This window comes from Janthinobacterium sp. DSP2-3-3 (assembly GCF_049897325.1).
Lineage (GTDB): Bacteria > Pseudomonadota > Gammaproteobacteria > Burkholderiales > Burkholderiaceae_D > Janthinobacterium.
Genome location: NZ_JAFCWA010000005.1, coordinates 118144 through 137949 on the forward strand (window position 1 = coordinate 118144; position 19806 = coordinate 137949).

A 19806-nucleotide genomic window follows, 5' to 3' on the forward strand; every position below is an offset into this window, starting at 1 on the left:
GGAAAAACCATGAAAATCCTGAAAATCTGCGGTAAGAACCTGGCTTCGCTGGCCGGCGAATTTGAAGTCGACTTCCAGCAAGAGCCGCTGGCGTCTTCCGGCCTGTTCGCCATCAGCGGCCCTACGGGCGCGGGCAAGAGCACTCTGCTCGACGCGCTCTGCCTGGCCCTGTACGACGCCACGCCGCGGCTGCTGAAGGTGCTGGGCCGGGGCAGCGCCCTGCCCGACGTGGGCAAGGAAACGGTCAATGCCCAGGATACGCGCACACTGCTGCGCCGCGGCACGCCGGACGGTTACGCGCAAGTCGATTTCGTCGGCAACGACGGCGCAAGCTACCGCGCGCGCTGGAGCGTGCGCCGCTCGCGCACGCGGGCCGAAGGGGCGCTGCAAGCGACCGCCATGAGCTTGCATCAGTTGCCCGCGCTGCAACCCATCGGCGGCACCAAGACGGAAGTCAAGGACGAGATCGAAAAACGCATCGGTCTGTCCTTCGACCAGTTTACGCGCGCCGTGCTGCTGGCGCAAAACGAATTCTCTACCTTCCTCAAGACGGAAGACAATGAACGGGGCGAATTGCTGGAAACCCTGACAGGCAGCAGCATCTATACCGATATTTCCGTGCGCGCCTTCGAGCGGGCGAAAAAGGAAAAACAGGCGCTCGAACGCCTGGGCGAAAAACTGGCCGACCAGCGCCCCTTGTCGCCGGAAGAACGCACCGAGACCGAGGCGCTGTGCAGTGCGGCCGAGACCACGCTGCAACACCTCGACTTGCGCAAGGCCGTGCTGGAACTGCAGCAGCGCTGGCACCAGGAGACGAACAAGCTGCAAAGCCAGGTAGTGACGGCGCAAGAGGCGCTCGATCGCGCGGATGCCGAACGGGCCGCTGCCGAAGAGCGCCGCGCGGCGCTGGCGCAGTGGGAATTGCTGCAGCCGGCGCGGCCCCTCATCGATGATGTGGCGCGCCTGGCCAGCGATATCGCCGGCACCGGCGCCGCGCTGGAAACGTCGCGCCTGCAGGCGGCGCACGCCGTCGCCAGCGAGGCGCAACTGGCGCAAGCCGTGCAGCTGGCGGCGGCGGCCTTGCAGACCAGTGAAGCAGCGCAGCGTGACGCGGCGCCCCTGCTCGATCAAGCCAAGGCGCTAGACGCGGGCATCGCAGCCTACTTGCCGGCGCACCGCCAGGCGCAAGATGGCGCCCTGGCCGCCGACCAGGCCAACGAGACGGCGCGCAGCGCACTGCACGATCTGCACCAGCGCCAGCACGCCATGCAGGCGGAACAGGAAACGGGCCGACTGTGGCTGGCATCGCACCAGCACTGGCAGGCGCTGGCCACATCGTGGCAATTGTCGGACCAACTATTTGCCCAGGCTGGCCAGGCCGCCGCGCAAGCCGATGCCGCCGATGCCAAAGTGGCCGAAGCGGCGCAGCTGGTGCGCGCGGCAGGCAAGGCGGGCCACGAGGCACAAGCCGCGTTGACGGCCGCCGCCGCCACGCTCGCCGCGCACGATGCGCAGCGGCGCGAAGCGGCTGGCGCCGTGCAAGCCATTGACGGACAGCTGCTGCAGGAACAGCGCGGCCAACTGGAAGACCATGCACGCCAGCTGAATGCGGCGGAAAAGACGTGGACGGAGCTGGCGCGCCAGCAGCAGGCGCTGGCGCATTGGCAAGCCAGGGCTGCCCAGCTGGCGCAAGCCACGCACACGGAAAACACGGCGCTGGCGGCGACAGCGGCACAAACGGCATTGCTGGAAGCGAGTCTGGCGCAGGCGGAAAAGTCATTGAAAGGCGCGGAAGCGGCATGCGCGGCCAGCGTAGAGCAGCTGCGCGCCACCTTGCAGGACGAGCAGCCCTGCCCCGTCTGCGGAGCGCTGGAACACCCGTATCTCCACGCTGGCGACGCCGACCATCATTTGCAGGCGATGCTGGCCAGCTTGCAGGATGAAGTCTTGGCCTGCCGCACGCGGGCACGCAGCAATCTGGAGCAGTTGGCCACGCACAGGGCGGCGCTGGCAGCGATTGCACGCGAACAGGCGCAAACGGATGCGGAACTGGCAGCCCTGCCGCCCGCCATCGACAGCTTGCACGCGCAATGGCAGCCGCATGCCGACACCCTGCCTCTGCCGCCGGAAAACCAGCGCGCGGACTGGCTCATGCAGCAGCTGGCGGCCAATGCGGCGGCCCTGCAGGCGCTGGCGCAGCAGGAGGCGGCGCTGCGCCAGGCCAGCGCGCGGCGCGAGCAAGCGCAGGCGGCGCACGAACTGGCCGGCGCCGAACATGCGCGCCTGACGGCCGCCGTCGCCGAAACGCAGACACGGCTGGCGCAGTTGCAGGCGCAGCAGGCGGCCAGCCAGGACAAGGCGGAGACGTCGCGCAGCATGCTTGACGGCTTGCTGGCGCAGCTCGATGCCGCGTTTGACGACGTGGAAGGCGCCGAAGGCTGGAAAGATAACTGGCGCGCCGGCCCCGCCGCCTTCCGCGCGGCGCGCGACACGGAAAGCAGGCAATGGCTGAAACAACAGGCAGACCAGGACAAGCGCGGCCACGCGCAGGCGACCCTGGCCGCGCAGCTGGAAGCGGCGCTGCTGGCCGCTGGCAAGGCACAGCAAACGGCGCAGGAGACCTACGCCGCCTTTGCCGCCGTCGACAAGCAGCTCACGACACTGCAAGCGGAGCGCAACGCACTATGGCAAGGCCAGGGCGTGGCCGAAGTGGAACGCAGCCTGGCAGCAACCATCGCGCAGGCCAAAGACCGGCTGGTACAGCAGCAAGCGGCAGCCCATGCGGCCAGCCAGGAACGCACGCGCCTCGACGAAGCGTGCGCGCAGCTGGCGCAGCGCCTGGCCGCCCTGCATGCACAGGAAAATAGCGCCGCCGCCTCCCTGCGCGATTGGCTGCGCCAGTTCCAGCAGGTCCATGCCGGCCAGGCGCCCGCCACGCTTGAAGAGCTGCGCGCGCGCCTGTCCATCGCGCCGGAAGCCATGCGCGCCGAACGCGACGCCCTGCAAGTGATCGCCGACCGCCATACGGCGGCGCTCTCTGTGCTGGCCGAACGCCGGCAGCAACTGGCGGCCCATGTGCAGCAGCCGCCGCAGGCACTGGAAATGGACGTGGCCGTGCTGCATTCGGCACTCGATGCACTGGTGCAGGAACGCCAGGCAGCCAACCAGGAAGCGACGCGGTTGCGCCTGGCCATCGCGCAGGACGACGCGCGGCGCCACAGCGCGCAGGCAATGCTGGCGCAGATCGAGGCGCAAGCCGTCATCGAGCGGCGCTGGGCCAGCCTGAATGAATTGATCGGTTCGGCTGACGGCAAGAAATTTCGCAACTACGCGCAGCAATTCACGCTGGAAGTGCTGCTCGGCTATGCCAATGCGCATCTGACTCACCTGGCGCGCCGCTACCAGCTCGAACGCATCGACAACCCGAACAATCCGTCGCTGGGCCTGATGGTGCGCGACCAGGACATGGGCGGCGAACTGCGTTCCGTGCATTCGCTGTCTGGCGGAGAATCGTTCCTCGTCTCGCTGGCCCTGGCGCTGGGCCTGGCCTCACTGTCCTCGAACCGCGTGCGCGTCGAATCGCTGTTCATCGACGAGGGCTTCGGCAGCCTCGACACGGAAACCCTGCGCGTGGCCATGGATGCGCTCGACGGTTTGCAGGCGATGGGCCGCAAGGTGGGCGTCATCTCGCATGTGCAGGAAATGACGGAGCGCATCGCCACCCGCATCCTCGTGCAGCCTGGGCCCGGCGGCAAGAGCGTGGTGACGGTGCACTAACGGAGTGGCAAAGGCGTCATCGCGGTAGAGGTGCCCGTCCCAGCCAGAGCAAATCCCAACCCAGTTCGCGGCGGATCTGCTCGGGGTCGGGCGGGGGCCGGCGCTGTGCCAGCTCCGCTTTCAGCCACTTCCTGACCAGCTCCTTGGCGGGCTGTACAGGCTTTTCCTTGTCATGCTTGTCCATGGCACTACCTCTTCAATGGCGGTCAGACGACCTCCTATATACGTTCAACGTCATGGCGCGGATTCAGTTGACGTGTACGTGGCGCAGATGCAACAACGTGTAACGATGGCCGGAGTACGTTAAAATCGCCGCCTTCGCGTAGATGAGCTCTACGCCCCGCAACAGTTCAAGGAACCCCATGAAAGCCGCCCGCAGCCTCACCTTCAAGTGCGTAAAATGTCACAAATCGATGCAGGTCTACCTGCAAAAAGTCTCCGCCTGCTCGCATATCCAGCCCTACCAGGGCATTTGCGCATGCGGCGAACTCAAGCGCCACGCCACGGGCCAGGCCGATACCGTCAAATCCTACCTGGAGTCGGCAGACGGTAGCTGGTCGCACCACCACTAATGGTTAAAGAATGGGGCATGGCTGCCGTTAACTGAGTACTTGCTCATTCGGAATTTGTTCATGTCCCCCCTTCCCGCCCTCCCTTCCGGCTCGCGCCAGCCTGCCGCCACTACCCTGGCAGGGCAAGCGCCGCAAAAAACGGGCGCCGGCACGTCCGGCCTGGCCGCCTCGCCCCTGATGCAACGCACCACGCAAGACGTGGTGGCCCTGTCGAAAAATGGCCTGGACCTGTCGGCCAAGGGACTCTCGCAACGGACCGATGCGCTGGGCAACGCCACCGTCGACGTGGCGCAGGATTTTCTGACCAGCATGACGCGCCAGTTGTTCGGCGACGGCGCCAGCATCACCTTCGATTCGGTCGACCTGCAGGCCGGTTCCAGCTTCAGCAGTAGCAACGACAGCGTCTCGGGCACCAAAGGCAGCAGCCGCGCAGCCGCCTTCAGCCTCGATGAGAACGCGCATTTCATCGGCAAGGGCAAGATCACCACGGCCGATGGGCAAACCTTCGATTTCGAAGTGGAAGTGCAATATCAATCAAACATCAGCGCGGGCGCATTGACGCAAACGCAAGACGATGCGCAGGAAGTCCCACCATCCGATGACGCCGCCCCGCCCGCCAAAGAGTTGCCCGCCACGGCCTTTGCCGGCAATCTGCACGACCTGTTCAAGCTGCTCGACCAGCAATTGCACAGCAGTATATTCAGTCAGCAATCCGATGGCGCCAGCGCCAGCGGCAAGGATGGCGATCTGGCGGGCAACCTGAGCTTGCGTTTGCTCAAGCTGCTGCAGCCTGACCATGCCGCCGAGTCCGCCGAGGCCGGCAAGAAAGCTGCGGAATCCACGCCGGAAGAGCAGGCGCGCGCCCGTGCGCTGGCACTCGCCTATGGCACGGACACCGCAGACAGCACGGCCAGCGACGTATAATGGAAGACGGCCTGCGCAGGCGACCATGCCGCGCGCCCCCTTCTATCGATTGAATCCCATGTCCGACACTTCTTCACCTACCGTTCATCCGCAGATCCACTGGAGCGAAAACGGCGCCGAGCATTCGGCCCGCTGGCGCTCGGAAAGCGGCATGCCGCCGCCCAAGCGCGTCGTCATGGCCGATGACCGCACGACGGCCGATCAGGCTTACCGCCTGGCCTGCGAAGGCACGGCCATGCTGTGGCGCGGCGACTTCCAGAACGCGCGCCAGCTGCTGCAGGCGCTGGCGCGGCGCGCCGACCACAAGAACGACAAACCGAGCAAAAAAGCCAAGGCCGCCAAGCTGGCGCAACCCGAACCATCCGCCACGCAAGCCTTCCATCTGCACCGCCAGGCCCAGTCGCAACGCGCCCGCACCCTGGCCATGCTGCTGCTGCCCTTCGATGCCGACTACACGATCCCGCTGCGCCGCGCGCCGGACGTGAAACTGGCTTGCAATGAAGCGTATGGCCGCGGCGAAGTAGCCTTCGTCGCCTCGCTGCGCGAGCTGCTGGGCCTGATCGGCGCGCACGAATGGCGCCGCACGGGCGTGGAACTGCCGGCCCTGGGCCAGCGCATCCACCCGCATTACGGCGTGTTTGCGCCCATCCGCGGCGAATACGTGGGCCTGGTGGCTGACGCGCCGCTGCCGCCGCGCGCCAGCCTGGCCTTCGACATCGGCACCGGCACGGGCGTGCTGGCCGCCGTGCTGGCGCAGCGCGGCATCGAACGCATCGTCGCCACCGACCAGGACCCGCGCGCCCTGTCCTGCGCGCGCGAAAACCTGGCCCGCCTCGACTTGCTCGACAAAGTCGACGTGGTGCAGGCCGACCTGTTCCCCGCCGGCCGCGCGCCGCTGGTCGTGTGCAATCCGCCGTGGCTGCCCGCACGTCCCAGCTCGCCCATCGAGTACGCCGTCTACGATCCGGACAGCCGCATGCTGCGCGGTTTCCTCGCCGGCCTGGCCGACCATCTGGAACCAAACGGCGAAGGCTGGCTGATCCTGTCCGACCTGGCCGAGCATCTGGACCTGCGGCCGCGCGCGCAATTGCTCGAATGGATAGCGCAAGCGGGCTTGAAAGTCATCGACCGCCTGGACGTGAAACCCACGCACCCGCGCGCACAGGATGCCACGGACAGCCTGCATGCGGCCCGTTCGAAGGAAATCACGTCGCTGTGGCGCCTGGCGGCGATCTGACAAAGGGCGAAATGCCGGGCCAAATACAGAGCCATTGCGCATTGCAGCAAACCCCGCTATAATTCGCCTGCGGGGTGGAGCAGTCTGGCAGCTCGTCGGGCTCATAACCCGAAGGTCACAGGTTCAAATCCTGTCCCCGCAACCAGATACATGAAAGCCGCTGATTCTTGCAAAGGGATCAGCGGCTTTTTCCATTGCGTCGCAGTATGTCAATGACCATCTTGCAAGCCAAATACCCTCTATTTGCATCCGCTCTTTCGCAATGCAACAAACTCGGTTATAATTCGACTGCGGGGTGGAGCAGTCTGGCAGCTCGTCGGGCTCATAACCCGAAGGTCACAGGTTCAAATCCTGTCCCCGCAACCAATACATAAAAACCGCTGATTCCTGCAAGGGATTCAGCGGTTTTTTCATTCCGGGCCTGGCCTGGCCTGACCCATACTTTTACGCGCTGACGCTGGCCCTGATCTGCCTGGCTGCGGCATGCAGGCTGGCCGCCACTCTTTCCAGCTTGTCGGCGCCCGCCGTTTCGGCCAGCGCGGCAAAGGCGCTGATATGAAAGGTGGCCACCATCGCCGGTGAGACATCGAGCTCCAGCGCGGTCTTGCTTAGTTCCGTCGACGCCTCGAGGTAAGACTCGCTGCCCGCCTCGAAGGCTTGCTTCGTTTCCAGTAATTCCTGACCACCTTCCGCCTTCGCCAGGCAATCGTCGACCTTTTGCTGGAAGGCCGGCAAGGTATCGCGCGCCGGCCCGGGCTCAGGCGCTGGTTCCGGTTCCGGCTCCGCTGGCGCAGGAGCGGCATGCGCCGGCTTGCCCGCCGTCGGCATGTCGCGCAAAGTCAGCCAGCGTTCGACGGCGAGAAAATCGGCAAACGACTCCTCCACCTTGGGATTCATCAGCCAGACCTCGCCCGTGCGCCAGTCGATCCGGGCGCCGCGCTCATTTCTCGCCAACAAAATATCCTTGCCGCCATCGGCATTCGACACCCGGCCGATGTCGAGCCAGTTCATCAATTCCGCCTGGCGCGACATCGCGTTGACCCGATGAAAAAAGGCCAACCATAAAAATCTGGCGACCAAAAGAACCAGGACACCGCCAACCATCCACATCATATTGCGCTCCGCACCACATCGACAACCCGCATTTTCTCACATGAAAGCTTGCGCCAAGGAAACTTTTACATCTGCCGTGCGGCAGCGCAAAGCTACCACCTCGCGCGGCCCGGGCGCACAGTCGCATTTCAGCAACGCCGCGTTTTCCTGATTGCATGGAGTGCGCCGCTGCGTTATTATGAGAACAATTCTCATTTAGATTAAGATATCCCATCCTGTCCGCATGCTGTCCACCTCTTCCCCGTCGTCCGACTTCCAGGCCCTGTATGCCGAGCACCACGCGTGGCTGCTGCACTGGCTGAAGCGCCGCCTGCACGATGCGGGGCTGGCGGGCGATTTGGCGCAGGATACCTTCATCAAGATTTTCCTTGCGCGCAGCAGTGCCGGGATCGTGCAGCCACGCCCCTTCCTGGCCACCATCGCCAAGCGCCTGCTGGCCAATCACTGCCGGCGCGAAGAGCTCGAACGGGCCTACCTCGACGCCCTGCGGCACCAGCCGCAAGCCTGCGCGCCCTCGCCGGAAACGATGTCCATCCTGCTTGAATCGCTGCAGCTGATCGACCGCGCGCTGGACCAGCTCTCCGCCAAGGCCAAGGCCGCCTTCCTGCTGGCCCACCTGGACGGCATGAGCTACGCCGAGATCGCCGCCGAACTGGGCACCACCACGCATTGCGTCAAAAAATACCTGAGCAAGGCCAATCTGCTGTGCTTTTTTGCCGTGCCCGATTTTGCCGCCGCCTGACATGCGCGCCGCCACCGTCTATGTACTGGGCCAGCCCATCGACCTGGCCATCGCCATGCAGGCCGCCGAATGGCTGGCCACCCTGATGAGTGGTGCAACCACGCCGGCGGAAAAAGCGGCCTGGCAAGCGTGGCGCCAGGCGCACCCCGACCATGAACGGGCGTGGAAACACATCGAAAGCGCCAGCGGCGGCCTGCGGCAACTCGATGCCCAAGCCAGCCGCAAGGCGCTGCTGCCAAGTCCCATCTCGCGTTCTATCTCACGGCGCAACAGCTTGCAGCTGCTGGCGTGGATCTCCACCATCGGCATCACGGGCTGGTTCGGCGCGCGCTCGGAATATGCGCCCGGCTTTGCCCGCGCCGCGCTGGCCGACCTGTCCACCGGCGTGGGCGAACGCCGCGAGCTGATCCTGTCCGACGGCAGCCGTTTGCATTTGAACAGCGGCAGCGCCGTGAACATCCGCTACACGGGCACGCAGCGCCTGTTGCAACTGGTGCAGGGCGAAGTCTTCATCGCCACCGCCCGCGAAACGGGCCTGCCCTACCGCCCCTTCCTCGTCGACACCGCGCAAGGCCACGCGCAGGCGCTCGGCACGCGGTACTCGGTGCGCCAGGCGGAAGGCAGCACCCTGGTTGCCGTCGAAGAAGGCGCCGTGCGGCTGACACCGCGCCATGGCGACGGCAACCACGTGATCCAGGCGGGCCAGGGCGGCGGCATGACGGCGCAACACATCCTGCCTGCGCACGCCGTCTCGCCCGACATCTGGGCCTGGCGCCAGGGCTTGCTGCTGGCCGACGCCATGCCGCTGCGCGACTTCCTGAATGAATTGAGCCGCTACCGCCACGGCTTGCTGGGCTGCGACGATGGCGTCGCCGCGCTGCGCATTTCTGGCGTCTTCCCGCTGGCCGACCTGGACGCCGTGCTGCTGTCGCTGCCCGACTCCCTACCGGTGGACGTGCGCCTGCGCACGCGCTACTGGGTGCAGGTGGAGGCGCGCCAGCAGCGTTGAAGATTTATTTTGACGCCAGCGCAAAAAACAGTACCCGCTTTCGCTTTTCGCGTGACCTGTGTAGGCAACGTTCTTTTTGACGACTACACCACAAGGTAACCATGTCTCCAGTTTTGTCTTCCCCATCCCGGCCGCGCCCACGGCGCACGCGCATGGCGCATGCCCTCCAATTCGTCTTCATCGGTTCGGCCCTGCTCCTGAACGCCCAGGCGCCAGCCCTGGCGCAGGAAAGCGCCGCAGCGCCAGCGGCCAGCCAGAATTTCCAGGTGCCGGCCGGCGACCTGGCAGCGGCGCTGCGCCAGGTCGCCAGCCAGTCCAGGGTCATCCTCAGTTTTACGCCGGAACAGACGCGCGGCAAGACTTCCTCTGGCCTCACGGGCCGCCACGACGTGCTGGCGGCCCTGAACGGCGTGCTGCGCGACACGGGCCTGAAGGCCGAGCGCAGCGCCAACGGCAGCTATGTGCTGCGCCCGGCCGATACGGCGGCGGGCGGCGAAGCGCTGTCGATGATGCCGGAAGTGTCGGTCAAGGCGCGGCAGGATGCCACGGAAGGCTCGGGTGCGTATGTTTCCACCCTGCCGATCGCCACGGCCACGCCGCTGGGCCTGTCGATTCGGGAAACGCCGCAGTCGGTCAGCGTCATCACGCAGCAGCGCATGCAGGACCAGGGCTTGAGCACCATCGCGCAAGTGATGGCGCAAACGCCGGGCATCACCCTGTTCTCGCTGGGCAGCGAGCGCACGGGCTTTACTTCGCGCGGCTATTCGATCACCAATTACCAGCTCGATGGTGTCAGCACGCATTCGGAAAACCTGGGCCTCAATGCCATCCCGTCGCAAAGCCTGGCCGACATGGCGCTGTATGACCGCATCGAAGTGCTGCGCGGCGCCTCGGGCCTGATGACGGGCGCGGGTGACGCCTCGGGCGCCATCAATATGCTGCGCAAAAAGCCGACGCCGCAGTTCCAGGCGTCCGTCGAGGGCGAGCTGGGTTCCTATGATGAACGGCGCATCCTGGCCGACGTTGCCGGCCCACTCAACGAAGCGCGCACGGTGCGCGGCCGCCTGGTGACGGTGTACGAGGAAGGCGACAGCATCGTCGACGGCTACAGCCGCGACAAGAAAGTGGTCTACGGCGTGGTCGAGGCGGACCTGTCCGCCGATACGAGGCTGACAGCCGGCGTCACGCACCAGCGCAAGCGCTCGAACGGATCCCTGTCCTACCTGGGCTTTCCCCTGTTCTACAGCAACGGCGCCATGACGGACCTGCCCCGCTCTTTCAGCCCGGCGGCCACGTCGAATCGCTTCGACACCAATTCGACCGACCTATTCGTCACCGTGGAACATGCGCTGGCAAACGACTGGAAGCTGAAAATCTCGGCCAACCGCGTGCAGTCGTCGCAGGAAGAGCGCGCCGTCTACCTGAACGTGAGCGACGGCTTCGCCAACCAAGCCACGGGCGATGGCCTGCGCTTGAGCGCCGATTACCGCGATTACCAGCTTCAGATCAACAGCGTGGACATCAATGTGCGCGGCCCCTTCAGCGCGTTCGGCCGCCAGCACGAACTGGTGCTGGGCATGGACTACAGCGAATTTCAAAGCACGACGGATGGCCGCTTCGACAAGAGCATCCAGCGCACGCCCGCCAACCTGTACCGCTGGAATCGCACGGCCACACCCGTGTTTGGCGATACCTTCGTCACCTACGACAGCACGCGCCGCCAGGCTAGCGCGTATGCCGCCACGCGCTTCAATCTCTCCGAGCGCCTGAAATTGATCGCCGGCGCGAAGGTGCTGCGCTACAGCGAGAATTACATCTCGGACGCGCCTTCCGTGCCATTTTATAGCGCGTCGCCTGCCTCGGAAAGCCGCGTCTTCACGCCGTATGGCGGCCTGGTGTTCGACATCGACGGCACGCACAGCGCCTACGCCAGTTATTCCACCATCTATCAGCCGCAAGCATTACAAGACCGCCACGGCAAGCTGCTGGCGCCGCGCGAAGGCAAGACCTTTGAAGCGGGCATCAAGAGCGGCTGGCTCGATGGCCGTCTGAACACGGCTGCCGCGCTGTACCAGATCCGCCAGAGCAACCTGGCCGAATCGGACCCGGGCTACACCGTGCCCGGCACCCAAAATTCCGCCAACCGCACCATCAAGGGCGCCAAAACCCAGGGTGTGGACCTGGAAGCGACGGGCGCCCTCACCCCAAGCTGGAACATCTCGGGCTCGTGGTCGTACAGCCAGACGGAAAACAATGCCGGCAAGGCCATCCTGACCACCTTCCCACGCCACCTGGTGAAGCTGTGGACCACTTATCGGCTGCCTGGCGAGCTGAACCACCTGACGGTGGGCGGCGGCATGAACTGGCAGAGCCGCGTGTATTCCGACATCGACGCCTGGCAGATCAACAGCACCCTGCACTGGAAACAGAAAGCGTATTCGGTGGCCAGCCTGATGGCGCGCTACGACGTCAACGACAGGCTGTCTGCCACCGTGAACGTGGCCAACCTGTTCGACAAGCAGTACACGGCGTCCGTATCGGACTGGTGGTACTCGGGCATGTATGGCCCGGCGCGCAAGGTGGCGTTGACCGTGCGGTATCAGTTCTAGCGCCAGGGCTGGGCTGAATGTTTCATATCGGCACAGGGCCGGTGATACAATTTTCCCGCTTCACGGGCGTTGCCGGCCATTGCCGCCAACGCCCGTGCCCATAGAGACACCCAAGGAGAATGTGTGAAGGACCTCGCCCCCGCCCTGCCAGCCGATCCGGCCGACCAACCCGCCAATCCCTCGCGCCGACGCATTTTTCAGGCCGCTTCCGCAGTCGGCCTGGCCGCCAGCCTGCCGGCGCTGGCCGATGCCGCGCCCGCCAAGAAAACCATCGCCAAGGGTTCGCTCGACGCGAAACTGAAAGCGCATGTCAGGAACGTGGTGGTGATCTACCTGGAAAACCGCAGCTTCAACAACCTGTTCGCCAACTTCCCCGGCACCAGCGCGCCCCTGTCCGCCGTCACGGCCGAACAGGTGCAGCAGCTGGACCGCGACGGCAAGCCGCTGGCCACCCTGCCGAAAATCTGGGGCGGCCTGGTGCCAAACCAGCAAAATATCGGCGGCATCGATTACCTGATCAAGGAAGGGCAGATTTCCGGCCTGCCCAACGCGCCCTACAAACTGAGCGACGCGGCCGGCAAGCCACTGCCCGAGAGCATCATCACGCGCGACCTGGTACACCGCTTCTATAACAACCAGATGCAGATCAACGGCGGCAAGAACGACGGCTTTGCCGCGTGGGCCGACAGCGGCGGCCTGGTGATGGGCCACTACGGCGAAACGTCGAAAAACCTGAACCTGTGGCAGATCGCCGAACAGTACACCCTGTGCGACAACTTCTTCATGGCGGCTTTCGGCGGCTCTTACATGAACCACCAGTTCCTCGTCACGGGGCGCGCCAACGAATACTTCAACGCGTTTGATACGGCGGCGAAGAAAAAGATCGCCGTGCTGTCCGACGGCCCGCAAGGCGTGCGCCTGGCGATCTCGCCCGAATGCCCCGCCTCCGCACTGGACGGCAAGCCGAAGTACGTGAACGACGGCGCCCTCACGCCGGACGGCTACGCCGTCAACACCATGGCGCCGCCATACCAGCCCAGCTATGTCCGCCCCGCCTTTGACGGCGATCCGCTGCATGCCGACCCGGCGGACGCGAATACCCTGCCGCCGCAAACCTACGACACCATCGGCGACCTGCTGTCGCGCAAGGGCGTCAGCTGGGCGTGGTATGGCGGCGGCTGGCAAGCGGCGCTCGATCAGAAGGGTGGCGGCAGCAAGCCGAACTTCCAGTTCCACCACCAGCCGCTGAACTACTTCAAGCAGTTCGCGCCTGGCACTGCCGCGCGCGCCGAGCACCTGCGCGATGGTGGCACGGGCGACAGCCCGATTTCAAACAAATTCCTGGCCGCCGCGGTGGCGGGCAAGCTGCCCGCCGTGACCTTCTACAAACCGCAAGGGAACCTGAACCTGCACGCCGGCTACTCGGATATCGAGTCGGGCGACCAGCACGTTGCCAACATCATCCAGCATCTGAAGGAATCGCCGCAGTGGAAAGACATGATCGTGGTGATCACGTTCGATGAAAACGGCGGCTGGTGGGATCACGTGGCGCCGCCAAAAGGCGATCGCTGGGGGCCGGGCACGCGCATTCCCGCCATCGTCGTCTCGCCCTACGCGAAGAAAGGCGCCGTCGACCACAGTTTCTACGACACCACGTCTATCCTGCGCCTGATCACGCGCCTGCACGACTTGCCGCTGCTCGAAGGTCTGAAAGTGCGCAACGACGCATTCGCGGCGCGCGGCGCGCTGCCACCGGGTGACTTGACTGGCGCCTTGAGCTTCCGCTAAGCCTCCCACAATGCGGCATGCCTGTGATACACTGCGTGCCGCACTTTAATCCACAGGTCTGCTTTTCCTGCCGGTGATATTCACAATGAGCCCGACTCCTGTAGCCGGGCTTTTGTTTTGTGGATGAAGTTAAAGCGTATGGACATAGGCGGACAGCATGTTGCCCGCCCCTTGGCCGTCGCAGGCCAAGGACAGAGGTTATCAAATGAGAGATAAAAAAGACAACGCCACCATCGACTTGCCCGGTTTCGGCCCGCTGCCAGCGCACGAGGCGCCAGCGCCGGCGCCGGAGCCACAGCGCCGCGCGCGCGCGCGCAAGTTGGCTTTGAAGCAGGTGCAGCTCGAATTGCTGGAGCCGACCGATGCCACCGGCCTGCCCGTATGGACGCGCGACGCCGGCCTTGACCTCACCGGTTTGCCCATCTGGGCGCCCGATAATTAATACAACACGCGGGCGGCCGTTTGCCGCCGGCTTCCACACCACCGCACAAGGGCGTAAGCCTGTAGACTGTGCCCATCCACCCGCTTTTTACCGGCTCCGCCCCCTATGAACACCACCTCCGCCACCACTTCTTTTTCCAGCCTGCCGCTGACGCCCGCCTTTTTGGCCAATCTGGATTCGCTCGGCTACCACGAGATGACCACCATCCAGGCACAAAGCCTGCCGGCGGTACTCGATGGCCGCGACCTGATCGCCCAGGCCAAGACGGGTAGCGGCAAGACGGCCGCCTTCGGCATCGGCATCCTGCACAAGCTCAATCCGGCCTGGTTTGCCGTGCAAGGCCTGGTGCTGTGCCCCACGCGCGAACTGGCCGACCAGGTGGCCAATGAACTGCGCCGCCTGGCCCGCGCGGCCGGCAACATCAAGATCCTGACCCTGACGGGCGGCGCGCCGATGCGCCCGCAAATCGCCTCGTTGGAACACGGCGCCCACATCGTGGTGGGCACGCCGGGCCGCATGCGCGACCATCTGGGCCGCGGCACCATCAACCTGAATCACGTACAAACGCTGGTGCTCGATGAAGCGGACCGCATGACGGACATGGGCTTTTACGAGGAAATCGCCGGCATCGTCAGCGCCTGCCCGGCGCGCCGCCAGACCTTGCTGTTCTCAGCCACGTATCCGGAAGACATCCGCCGCGCCACGGCATCGTTCCTCGTCAATCCCCTGGAAGTAACGGTCGAGGCGCAGCACGACAACGACAAGATTGAACAGCGCTTCTATGAAATCGGCTTCGACGAACGCAATAGCGCCGTCGGCAAGCTATTGAAACACTTCAAGCCGGAATCCACGCTGGCTTTCTGCAACACCAAGGTGCATTGCCGCGAACTGGCTGAAGAACTGCGCCAGCAAGGCTTTTCCGCGCTGGCACTGTACGGCGAGCTGGAACAGCGCGAGCGCGATGAAATCCTGGTGCTGTTCGCCAACCGCAGCTGCTCCGTGCTGGTCGCCACCGACGTCGCCGCGCGCGGGCTCGATATTTCCGACCTGGGCGCCGTGATCAACGTCGACGTCTCGAAAGACACGGAAGTACATATCCACCGCATCGGCCGCACGGGCCGCGGCAGCAAGAAGGGCCTGGCCCTGTCGCTGTGCGCGCCGAACGAGAAAAAATGGGTCAAGCTGATCGAGCAGTACCAGAACAGCGCCGCCGAATGGCACGACCTGAAGGAACTGGCTGAAGATGACGGGATCGAGGCGCTGCCGGCGCCGATGGTCACCTTGTGCATCATGGGCGGCAAGAAGGACAAGCTGCGCCCGGGCGACTTGCTGGGCGCGCTGACGGGCGATGCGGGCCTGACCAAGGAGCAAGTGGGCAAGATCAACGTATTCGAGTTCATGACCTACGTGGCACTCGACCGCAAGGTCGCCGAAGCAGCCTTCAAGCGCCTCAACGCCGGTAACTCCTTGGGCCGCGACTTTGGCAACATCAAAGGCCGCAGCTTCAAGATGCGCTTTATCGAGGCGTAAGCTGCTGCAATGCACGCAGGGCCGCCATGGCCCTGCGTCCCGGGTAATCTTCCCACACGGGATAATGCCCGCGGTAGTAGCAGTTCCAGTAACTGATGCTGCGCCGCTCCAGGGTAGCCACATACGCGGGGTTTTCCCGCAGATAGCGCGCCAGCGCCGCTCCATTCCAGTCCGGCAGCGCCGCGCCAATCACCTCGACAATCTCCAGCACGTATTCGCCGCACAGGTGCACGACAAACGGCACCGTCCACGCACGCTCCTGCAGCAGCAACTGTCTTAAACAGGCTTCGCGCAGATGACCGTCATGATGGCGCGTGCCCAGGCACAGGGCGATCACGCCCGCGTCGCCTGCCAGCTGGGTGCAGGCCAACAGCTGCTCGCGCTGGTAATAGGTGCGCACGGGAATGCGCAGCAGGCGGCCATCCTGATGCACTTCAAACGGTGCCGACGGCGCGTGCAGCTGGCTTGCGGACAGCGCGGGCAGCAGCCGCGCCAAGGTGCCCGCCAATGCCGCCGGAAAGACCTCAGTTTCAGTCATCGGCAGCGTCCTGGCAGATTTTGCGCACGCCCAGCGCAGGTCGATCCATCTTTTCAAAGATCACATTCGAATACCATTCGGCGGAATCGCCTGCGGCGGGCTTGCCCAGCGAGATATAGTAGCCGCCATGCGCAAACAGGGCCGTGGTTTCCTTGCCCGGCCTGGCGGCCTGCAGGAAGGCCGGATAAGCCGCCTTGTCGAGCCGGCTAAAATGCGCGGCCAGCAGCGCCAGCAAGCGCGCGTGCGAGTCCGGCGCATACGGAAACAGGTACAGATACTCGACCAGTTCACCGCCATCCGCCAGGCGCGTGACGGCGGCCGTCGCCGCCTCCACGCTCTCCTTGTCAACGCCAAAGCGGCACAGCACCCCACCGCTGTAGGCAAAATCGATGATGGTTTTCGGCGCGCACGCCTGTAGCTCGCGCTCGATGCCGACGGGCGGCAAGGCGCGCAGCTGCGCCAGCAGCGCCTCGCCCGACGTGGCCAGGGAGGGAAAGCCGGGACACTCGCTGGCCGCCTGGGCAGACGAGAAGGCAAGACAGCAACTCAATAACAACACGCTACGCTTCACGGCATCTCCCGCGTTCATCAGGCAACCATTATGCCCCGACGGTACGCATAAGCCACTCACAAGGCGCGCGCCTGCTGGCCCTGCGGCGTATCGTCGATGTCATAGCCGGCCGCGCGCGCCAGTGCGCGCAAGCGGTCCGCCTCGACCCACTGGCGCTGCGCGCGGGCGATGGCCCTTTCCGCCATCCATGCCTGCACCTGCTGCGGCACCGCCAGCTGCGCCGGCTGCCAAGCCAGCAGATCGAGCCCCAGGGCTGCATCGAAGCGGGCCATGGTGGCTTTCTTCACAGCGTCCGGCAGCTCGCTTTTCAGCAGTTCCCAGGCCACGGCCAGCGCGCGCGGATAATTCAGGTCATCGTTGATGCACGCCGTAAAACGCGCCAGCCACGCCGGATCGGCATCGTCGTCCGCATCACCCAAGCCATGCATGGCCACGCGCAGGCGCGCCAGACCGCTGGCGGCGGCGCGCAGGGCATCATCCGTAAAATTGAGGCTGCTGCGGTAATGGGCGCCCAGGCACAGGTAGCGGTAGGCCAGCGGATCGATGCCCTGCTCCAGCAGGCTTTGCAGGCGCAAAAAGTCACCCGAGGATTTCGACATCTTCGCATCCTGGGTCTTGAGGAAAGCACCGTGCAGCCAGAAATTGGCCAGGCGCGTGCCATGGCGCGCCTGCGTTTGCGCGATCTCGTTGCTATGGTGGACAGCCACGTGGTCTTCGCCGCCGCAATGGATGTCGAAATACGTGCCCAGGTGCTTTTCCGCCATGGCCGAGCATTCGATGTGCCAGCCGGGGAAACCCAGACCCCAGGGGCTGTCCCACTCCATCTGGCGCTGGCCCGGCACGCCGCTGAACTTCCACAGCGCGAAGTCGCAGATATCGCGCTTCTCTCCCAGGTCCACCCGCTTGCCCGCCTGCAGGCCATCGCGCTTCAGGCGCGCCAGCTTGCCATAATCATCCTGGCGCGTGGTGTCGAAGTAAATGCCGTCGTCGGTGCGGTAGGTATAGCCCTTGGCTTCCAGGTCGCCGATGAACGCGATCTGTTCCTCGATGTGGTCGGTGGCGCGGCACCAGACGGTGGGCGGTAGTATATTGAGCTGGCGCAAATCCTCTTCAAACGCGCGCGTGAATGCGGCGGCGATGTCCCAGGCCGACTCGCCGCTGCGCCGGCTGCGCGCTTCGACCTTGTCGTCGCCGCTGTCCGCGTCCGACGTCAAATGACCCACGTCCGTGATATTCATCACATGGCGCACCTGCAAGCCGTTGAACGCGAGCGCGCGGCGCAAGCCGTCGACGAACAGATAGGTGCGCAGGTTGCCGATGTGCGCGTAATCGTAGACGGTGGGGCCGCAGGCGTACAGGCCCGCCTGGCCCGGAGCGATGGGTTCAAACGGCCGCAGGCTGCGGCTATACGTGTCGTACAAATGGAGTGTCATGCGGAACTTTCATGCGCGTTGCGGAAAAAGAAAATGGCCACAGGTTTTTCAACACTGTGGCCATCGGAATGAGGAGTAAAAAGTTTAACGGCGCCGGGCCGCATCCTCACGAAGCCAGGTACACGGACACAGCGCAGCAGCGGCGCCGGATGCAAGAGCTGGAAGGAGGATGGAAGAGATCATGGGAAGAATATCGCATGCGCGCCGGCAGGCCGTCAAGCCCGCCGGCGCCACTGTCTTACTTTTTCGCCTGCTCGATATGCGGCAGCAGCACCGTCAGGATGCCCAGCAACGGCAAGTAGGAGCAGACTTTGTACACATAGGCGACGCCCGACACGTCGGCCAGGTGGCCCATGGCGGCGGCGGCGATGCCGGACACGCCGAACATCAGGCCAAAGAAAATCCCCGCGATCATGCCCACCTTGCCCGGCACCAGTTCCTGCGCAAAGACGACGATGGCGGAAAAGGCGGAGGAAATAACGAAGCCGATGATCACCGTCAGCACGGCCGTCCAGAACAGATCGACATACGGCAGCAACAAGGTAAACGGCGCGGCGCCCAGGATGGAAATCCAGATCACGCGCTTGCGGCCGATGCGGTCGCCGATGGGGCCGCCCATGAAAGTGCCGGCGGCCACGGCGGCGAGGAAGAGGAACAGGTACAGCTGGGCCGCGCCGATGGACAGGTGGAACTTGTCCATCAGGTAAAAGGTGTAGTAGCTCGACAGGCTGGCCATGTAGATGTACTTCGAGAACACCAGCAGGGCCAGCACGCCCAGCGCACCTATCACCTTGTTGCGCGACAAGTTTGGCCCATGGCCGCCCGCTTTCGGCTTGAAGCTGGCCAGGTGGCCGCTGTACCAGTGGCTGACCTTGTACAGCACGCCGATGGCCAGCACGGCCAACAGACTGAACCAGGCGATATTGCCCTGTCCCCGGTTCACGATGACGGCGGCCGCCAGCAGCGGCCCCAGCGCGGAGCCCACGTTGCCGCCCACCTGGAACAGCGATTGGGCAAAACCGTAGCGTCCGCCCGACGCCATGCGCGCCACGCGCGACGCTTCCGGGTGGAAAGTCGAGGAACCGACACCGATCAGGCCCGCAGCGATCAAGAGGGTCGGAAAGGTCGAGACGATGGACAGCATTAGCACGCCGGCCAGGGTAAAACACATGCCGACCGGCAACAGGAATGGCAATGGACGGCGGTCCGTGTACAAGCCGATCCAGGGTTGCAGCAACGATGCCGTGCACTGGAACGTCAGGGTTATGAGGCCGACCTGGGTAAAACTGAGTGAAAACTCTGCTTTCAGCATCGGATAAATCGACGGCAACAAGGCCTGGATCAAGTCATTGAGCAAATGCACGAAGGCGACGGCGCCCAGGATGTGCATGGCCAGACCGGATTGTTGTTGGGGACGAAGAAGCGAGGGGGCCGCCGGCACGGACTTGGCCAATGCTGGGGCAGGTGTGGTTGTGTGCATGTGTCTTCCGCAATGATCGGGCACGGCGGCGGCCCGGCAAA

16 protein-coding genes and 2 tRNA genes are annotated in these 19806 nt (G+C 64.6%); 12 read left to right on the top strand and 6 right to left on the bottom strand.

Translation table 11 applies throughout. From position 1 onward, the window contains the following. The first annotated feature begins 9 nt into the window (after positions 1–9). Positions 10–3777 carry an AAA family ATPase gene (locus ACP7DE_RS11790; protein WP_426072282.1) on the top strand — a complete coding sequence of 1256 codons (3768 nt, stop codon included), beginning with the start codon at positions 10–12 and terminating at the stop codon, positions 3775–3777. 16 nt (positions 3778–3793) lie between these two features. Here the strand turns inward: ACP7DE_RS11790 and ACP7DE_RS11795 are convergent, their stop codons facing one another. Further along, on the bottom strand, positions 3794–3961 hold the full coding sequence (locus ACP7DE_RS11795; protein ID WP_426072283.1) for a hypothetical protein: 168 nt from the start codon (positions 3959–3961) through the stop codon (positions 3794–3796). Positions 3962–4139: 178 nt separating this feature from the next. Between ACP7DE_RS11795 and ACP7DE_RS11800 the strand changes: the two genes are divergently transcribed. The 5 genes from ACP7DE_RS11800 (at position 4140) to ACP7DE_RS11820 (ending at position 6876) form a co-directional block, all read left to right on the top strand. Continuing rightward, positions 4140–4349, top strand: a complete 210-nt coding sequence (locus ACP7DE_RS11800; protein WP_426072284.1) for a hypothetical protein — start codon at positions 4140–4142, stop codon at positions 4347–4349. Positions 4350–4409: 60 nt separating this feature from the next. After that, complete coding sequence (locus ACP7DE_RS11805) at positions 4410–5273, top strand: hypothetical protein (RefSeq protein ID WP_426072285.1); 864 nt, start codon at positions 4410–4412, stop codon at positions 5271–5273. A gap of 58 nt (positions 5274–5331) precedes the next feature. Then, positions 5332–6510 carry a methyltransferase gene (locus ACP7DE_RS11810; RefSeq protein WP_426072286.1) on the top strand — a complete coding sequence of 393 codons (1179 nt, stop codon included), beginning with the start codon at positions 5332–5334 and terminating at the stop codon, positions 6508–6510. A 68-nt stretch (positions 6511–6578) separates the two neighbouring features. Next, positions 6579–6655, top strand: a tRNA-Met gene (locus tag ACP7DE_RS11815). Positions 6656–6799: 144 nt separating this feature from the next. Next, positions 6800–6876 (top strand) — tRNA-Met (locus tag ACP7DE_RS11820). Between the two features lie 78 nt (positions 6877–6954). On the opposite strand, the gene ACP7DE_RS11825 is transcribed toward ACP7DE_RS11820, so the two are convergent. Continuing rightward, entirely contained in the window at positions 6955–7521 is a 567-nt protein-coding gene (locus tag ACP7DE_RS11825; RefSeq protein ID WP_426072287.1) for a hypothetical protein, read from the bottom strand. Positions 7522–7846: 325 nt separating this feature from the next. On the opposite strand from ACP7DE_RS11825, the gene ACP7DE_RS11830 reads away from it, so the two are divergent. From ACP7DE_RS11830 to dbpA, 6 genes are all read left to right on the top strand, one after another. Further along, entirely contained in the window at positions 7847–8365 is a 519-nt protein-coding gene (locus tag ACP7DE_RS11830) for a sigma-70 family RNA polymerase sigma factor (RefSeq protein WP_426072288.1), read from the top strand. Between the two features lies 1 nt (position 8366). Continuing rightward, positions 8367–9374: a FecR domain-containing protein gene (locus tag ACP7DE_RS11835; protein WP_426072289.1), complete on the top strand. Its 1008-nt coding sequence runs from the start codon at positions 8367–8369 to the stop codon at positions 9372–9374. Positions 9375–9526: 152 nt separating this feature from the next. After that, the gene (locus tag ACP7DE_RS11840; RefSeq protein WP_426072290.1) at positions 9527–11983 is read left to right on the top strand and encodes a TonB-dependent siderophore receptor; all 2457 of its coding nucleotides are present in this window, start codon (positions 9527–9529) and stop codon (positions 11981–11983) included. Positions 11984–12106: 123 nt separating this feature from the next. Continuing rightward, on the top strand, positions 12107–13771 hold the full coding sequence (locus tag ACP7DE_RS11845; RefSeq protein WP_426072291.1) for an acid phosphatase: 1665 nt from the start codon (positions 12107–12109) through the stop codon (positions 13769–13771). A 205-nt stretch (positions 13772–13976) separates the two neighbouring features. After that, complete coding sequence (locus ACP7DE_RS11850) at positions 13977–14213, top strand: hypothetical protein (RefSeq protein ID WP_426072292.1); 237 nt, start codon at positions 13977–13979, stop codon at positions 14211–14213. Positions 14214–14318: 105 nt separating this feature from the next. After that, entirely contained in the window at positions 14319–15743 is a 1425-nt protein-coding gene (gene dbpA, locus ACP7DE_RS11855) for an ATP-dependent RNA helicase DbpA (protein WP_426072293.1), read from the top strand. Here the strand turns inward: dbpA and ACP7DE_RS11860 are convergent. The 4 genes from ACP7DE_RS11860 to ACP7DE_RS11875 form a co-directional block, all read right to left on the bottom strand. Next, positions 15730–16281, bottom strand: coding sequence for a hypothetical protein (locus tag ACP7DE_RS11860; protein ID WP_426072294.1), 552 nt, complete (start codon positions 16279–16281; stop codon positions 15730–15732). The genes dbpA and ACP7DE_RS11860 overlap by 14 nt on opposite strands. Continuing rightward, positions 16274–16852 carry a hypothetical protein gene (locus ACP7DE_RS11865; protein ID WP_426072295.1) on the bottom strand — a complete coding sequence of 193 codons (579 nt, stop codon included), beginning with the start codon at positions 16850–16852 and terminating at the stop codon, positions 16274–16276. Before ACP7DE_RS11865 ends, ACP7DE_RS11860 begins: the two co-directional genes overlap by 8 nt. A gap of 56 nt (positions 16853–16908) precedes the next feature. Further along, on the bottom strand, positions 16909–18285 hold the full coding sequence (cysS, locus tag ACP7DE_RS11870; protein ID WP_426072296.1) for a cysteine--tRNA ligase: 1377 nt from the start codon (positions 18283–18285) through the stop codon (positions 16909–16911). Positions 18286–18523: 238 nt separating this feature from the next. Next, a complete protein-coding gene (locus ACP7DE_RS11875; RefSeq protein ID WP_426072297.1) occupies positions 18524–19765 on the bottom strand; it encodes an MFS transporter in 1242 nt (413 codons plus the stop codon). Positions 19766–19806: the final 41 nt, after the last annotated feature.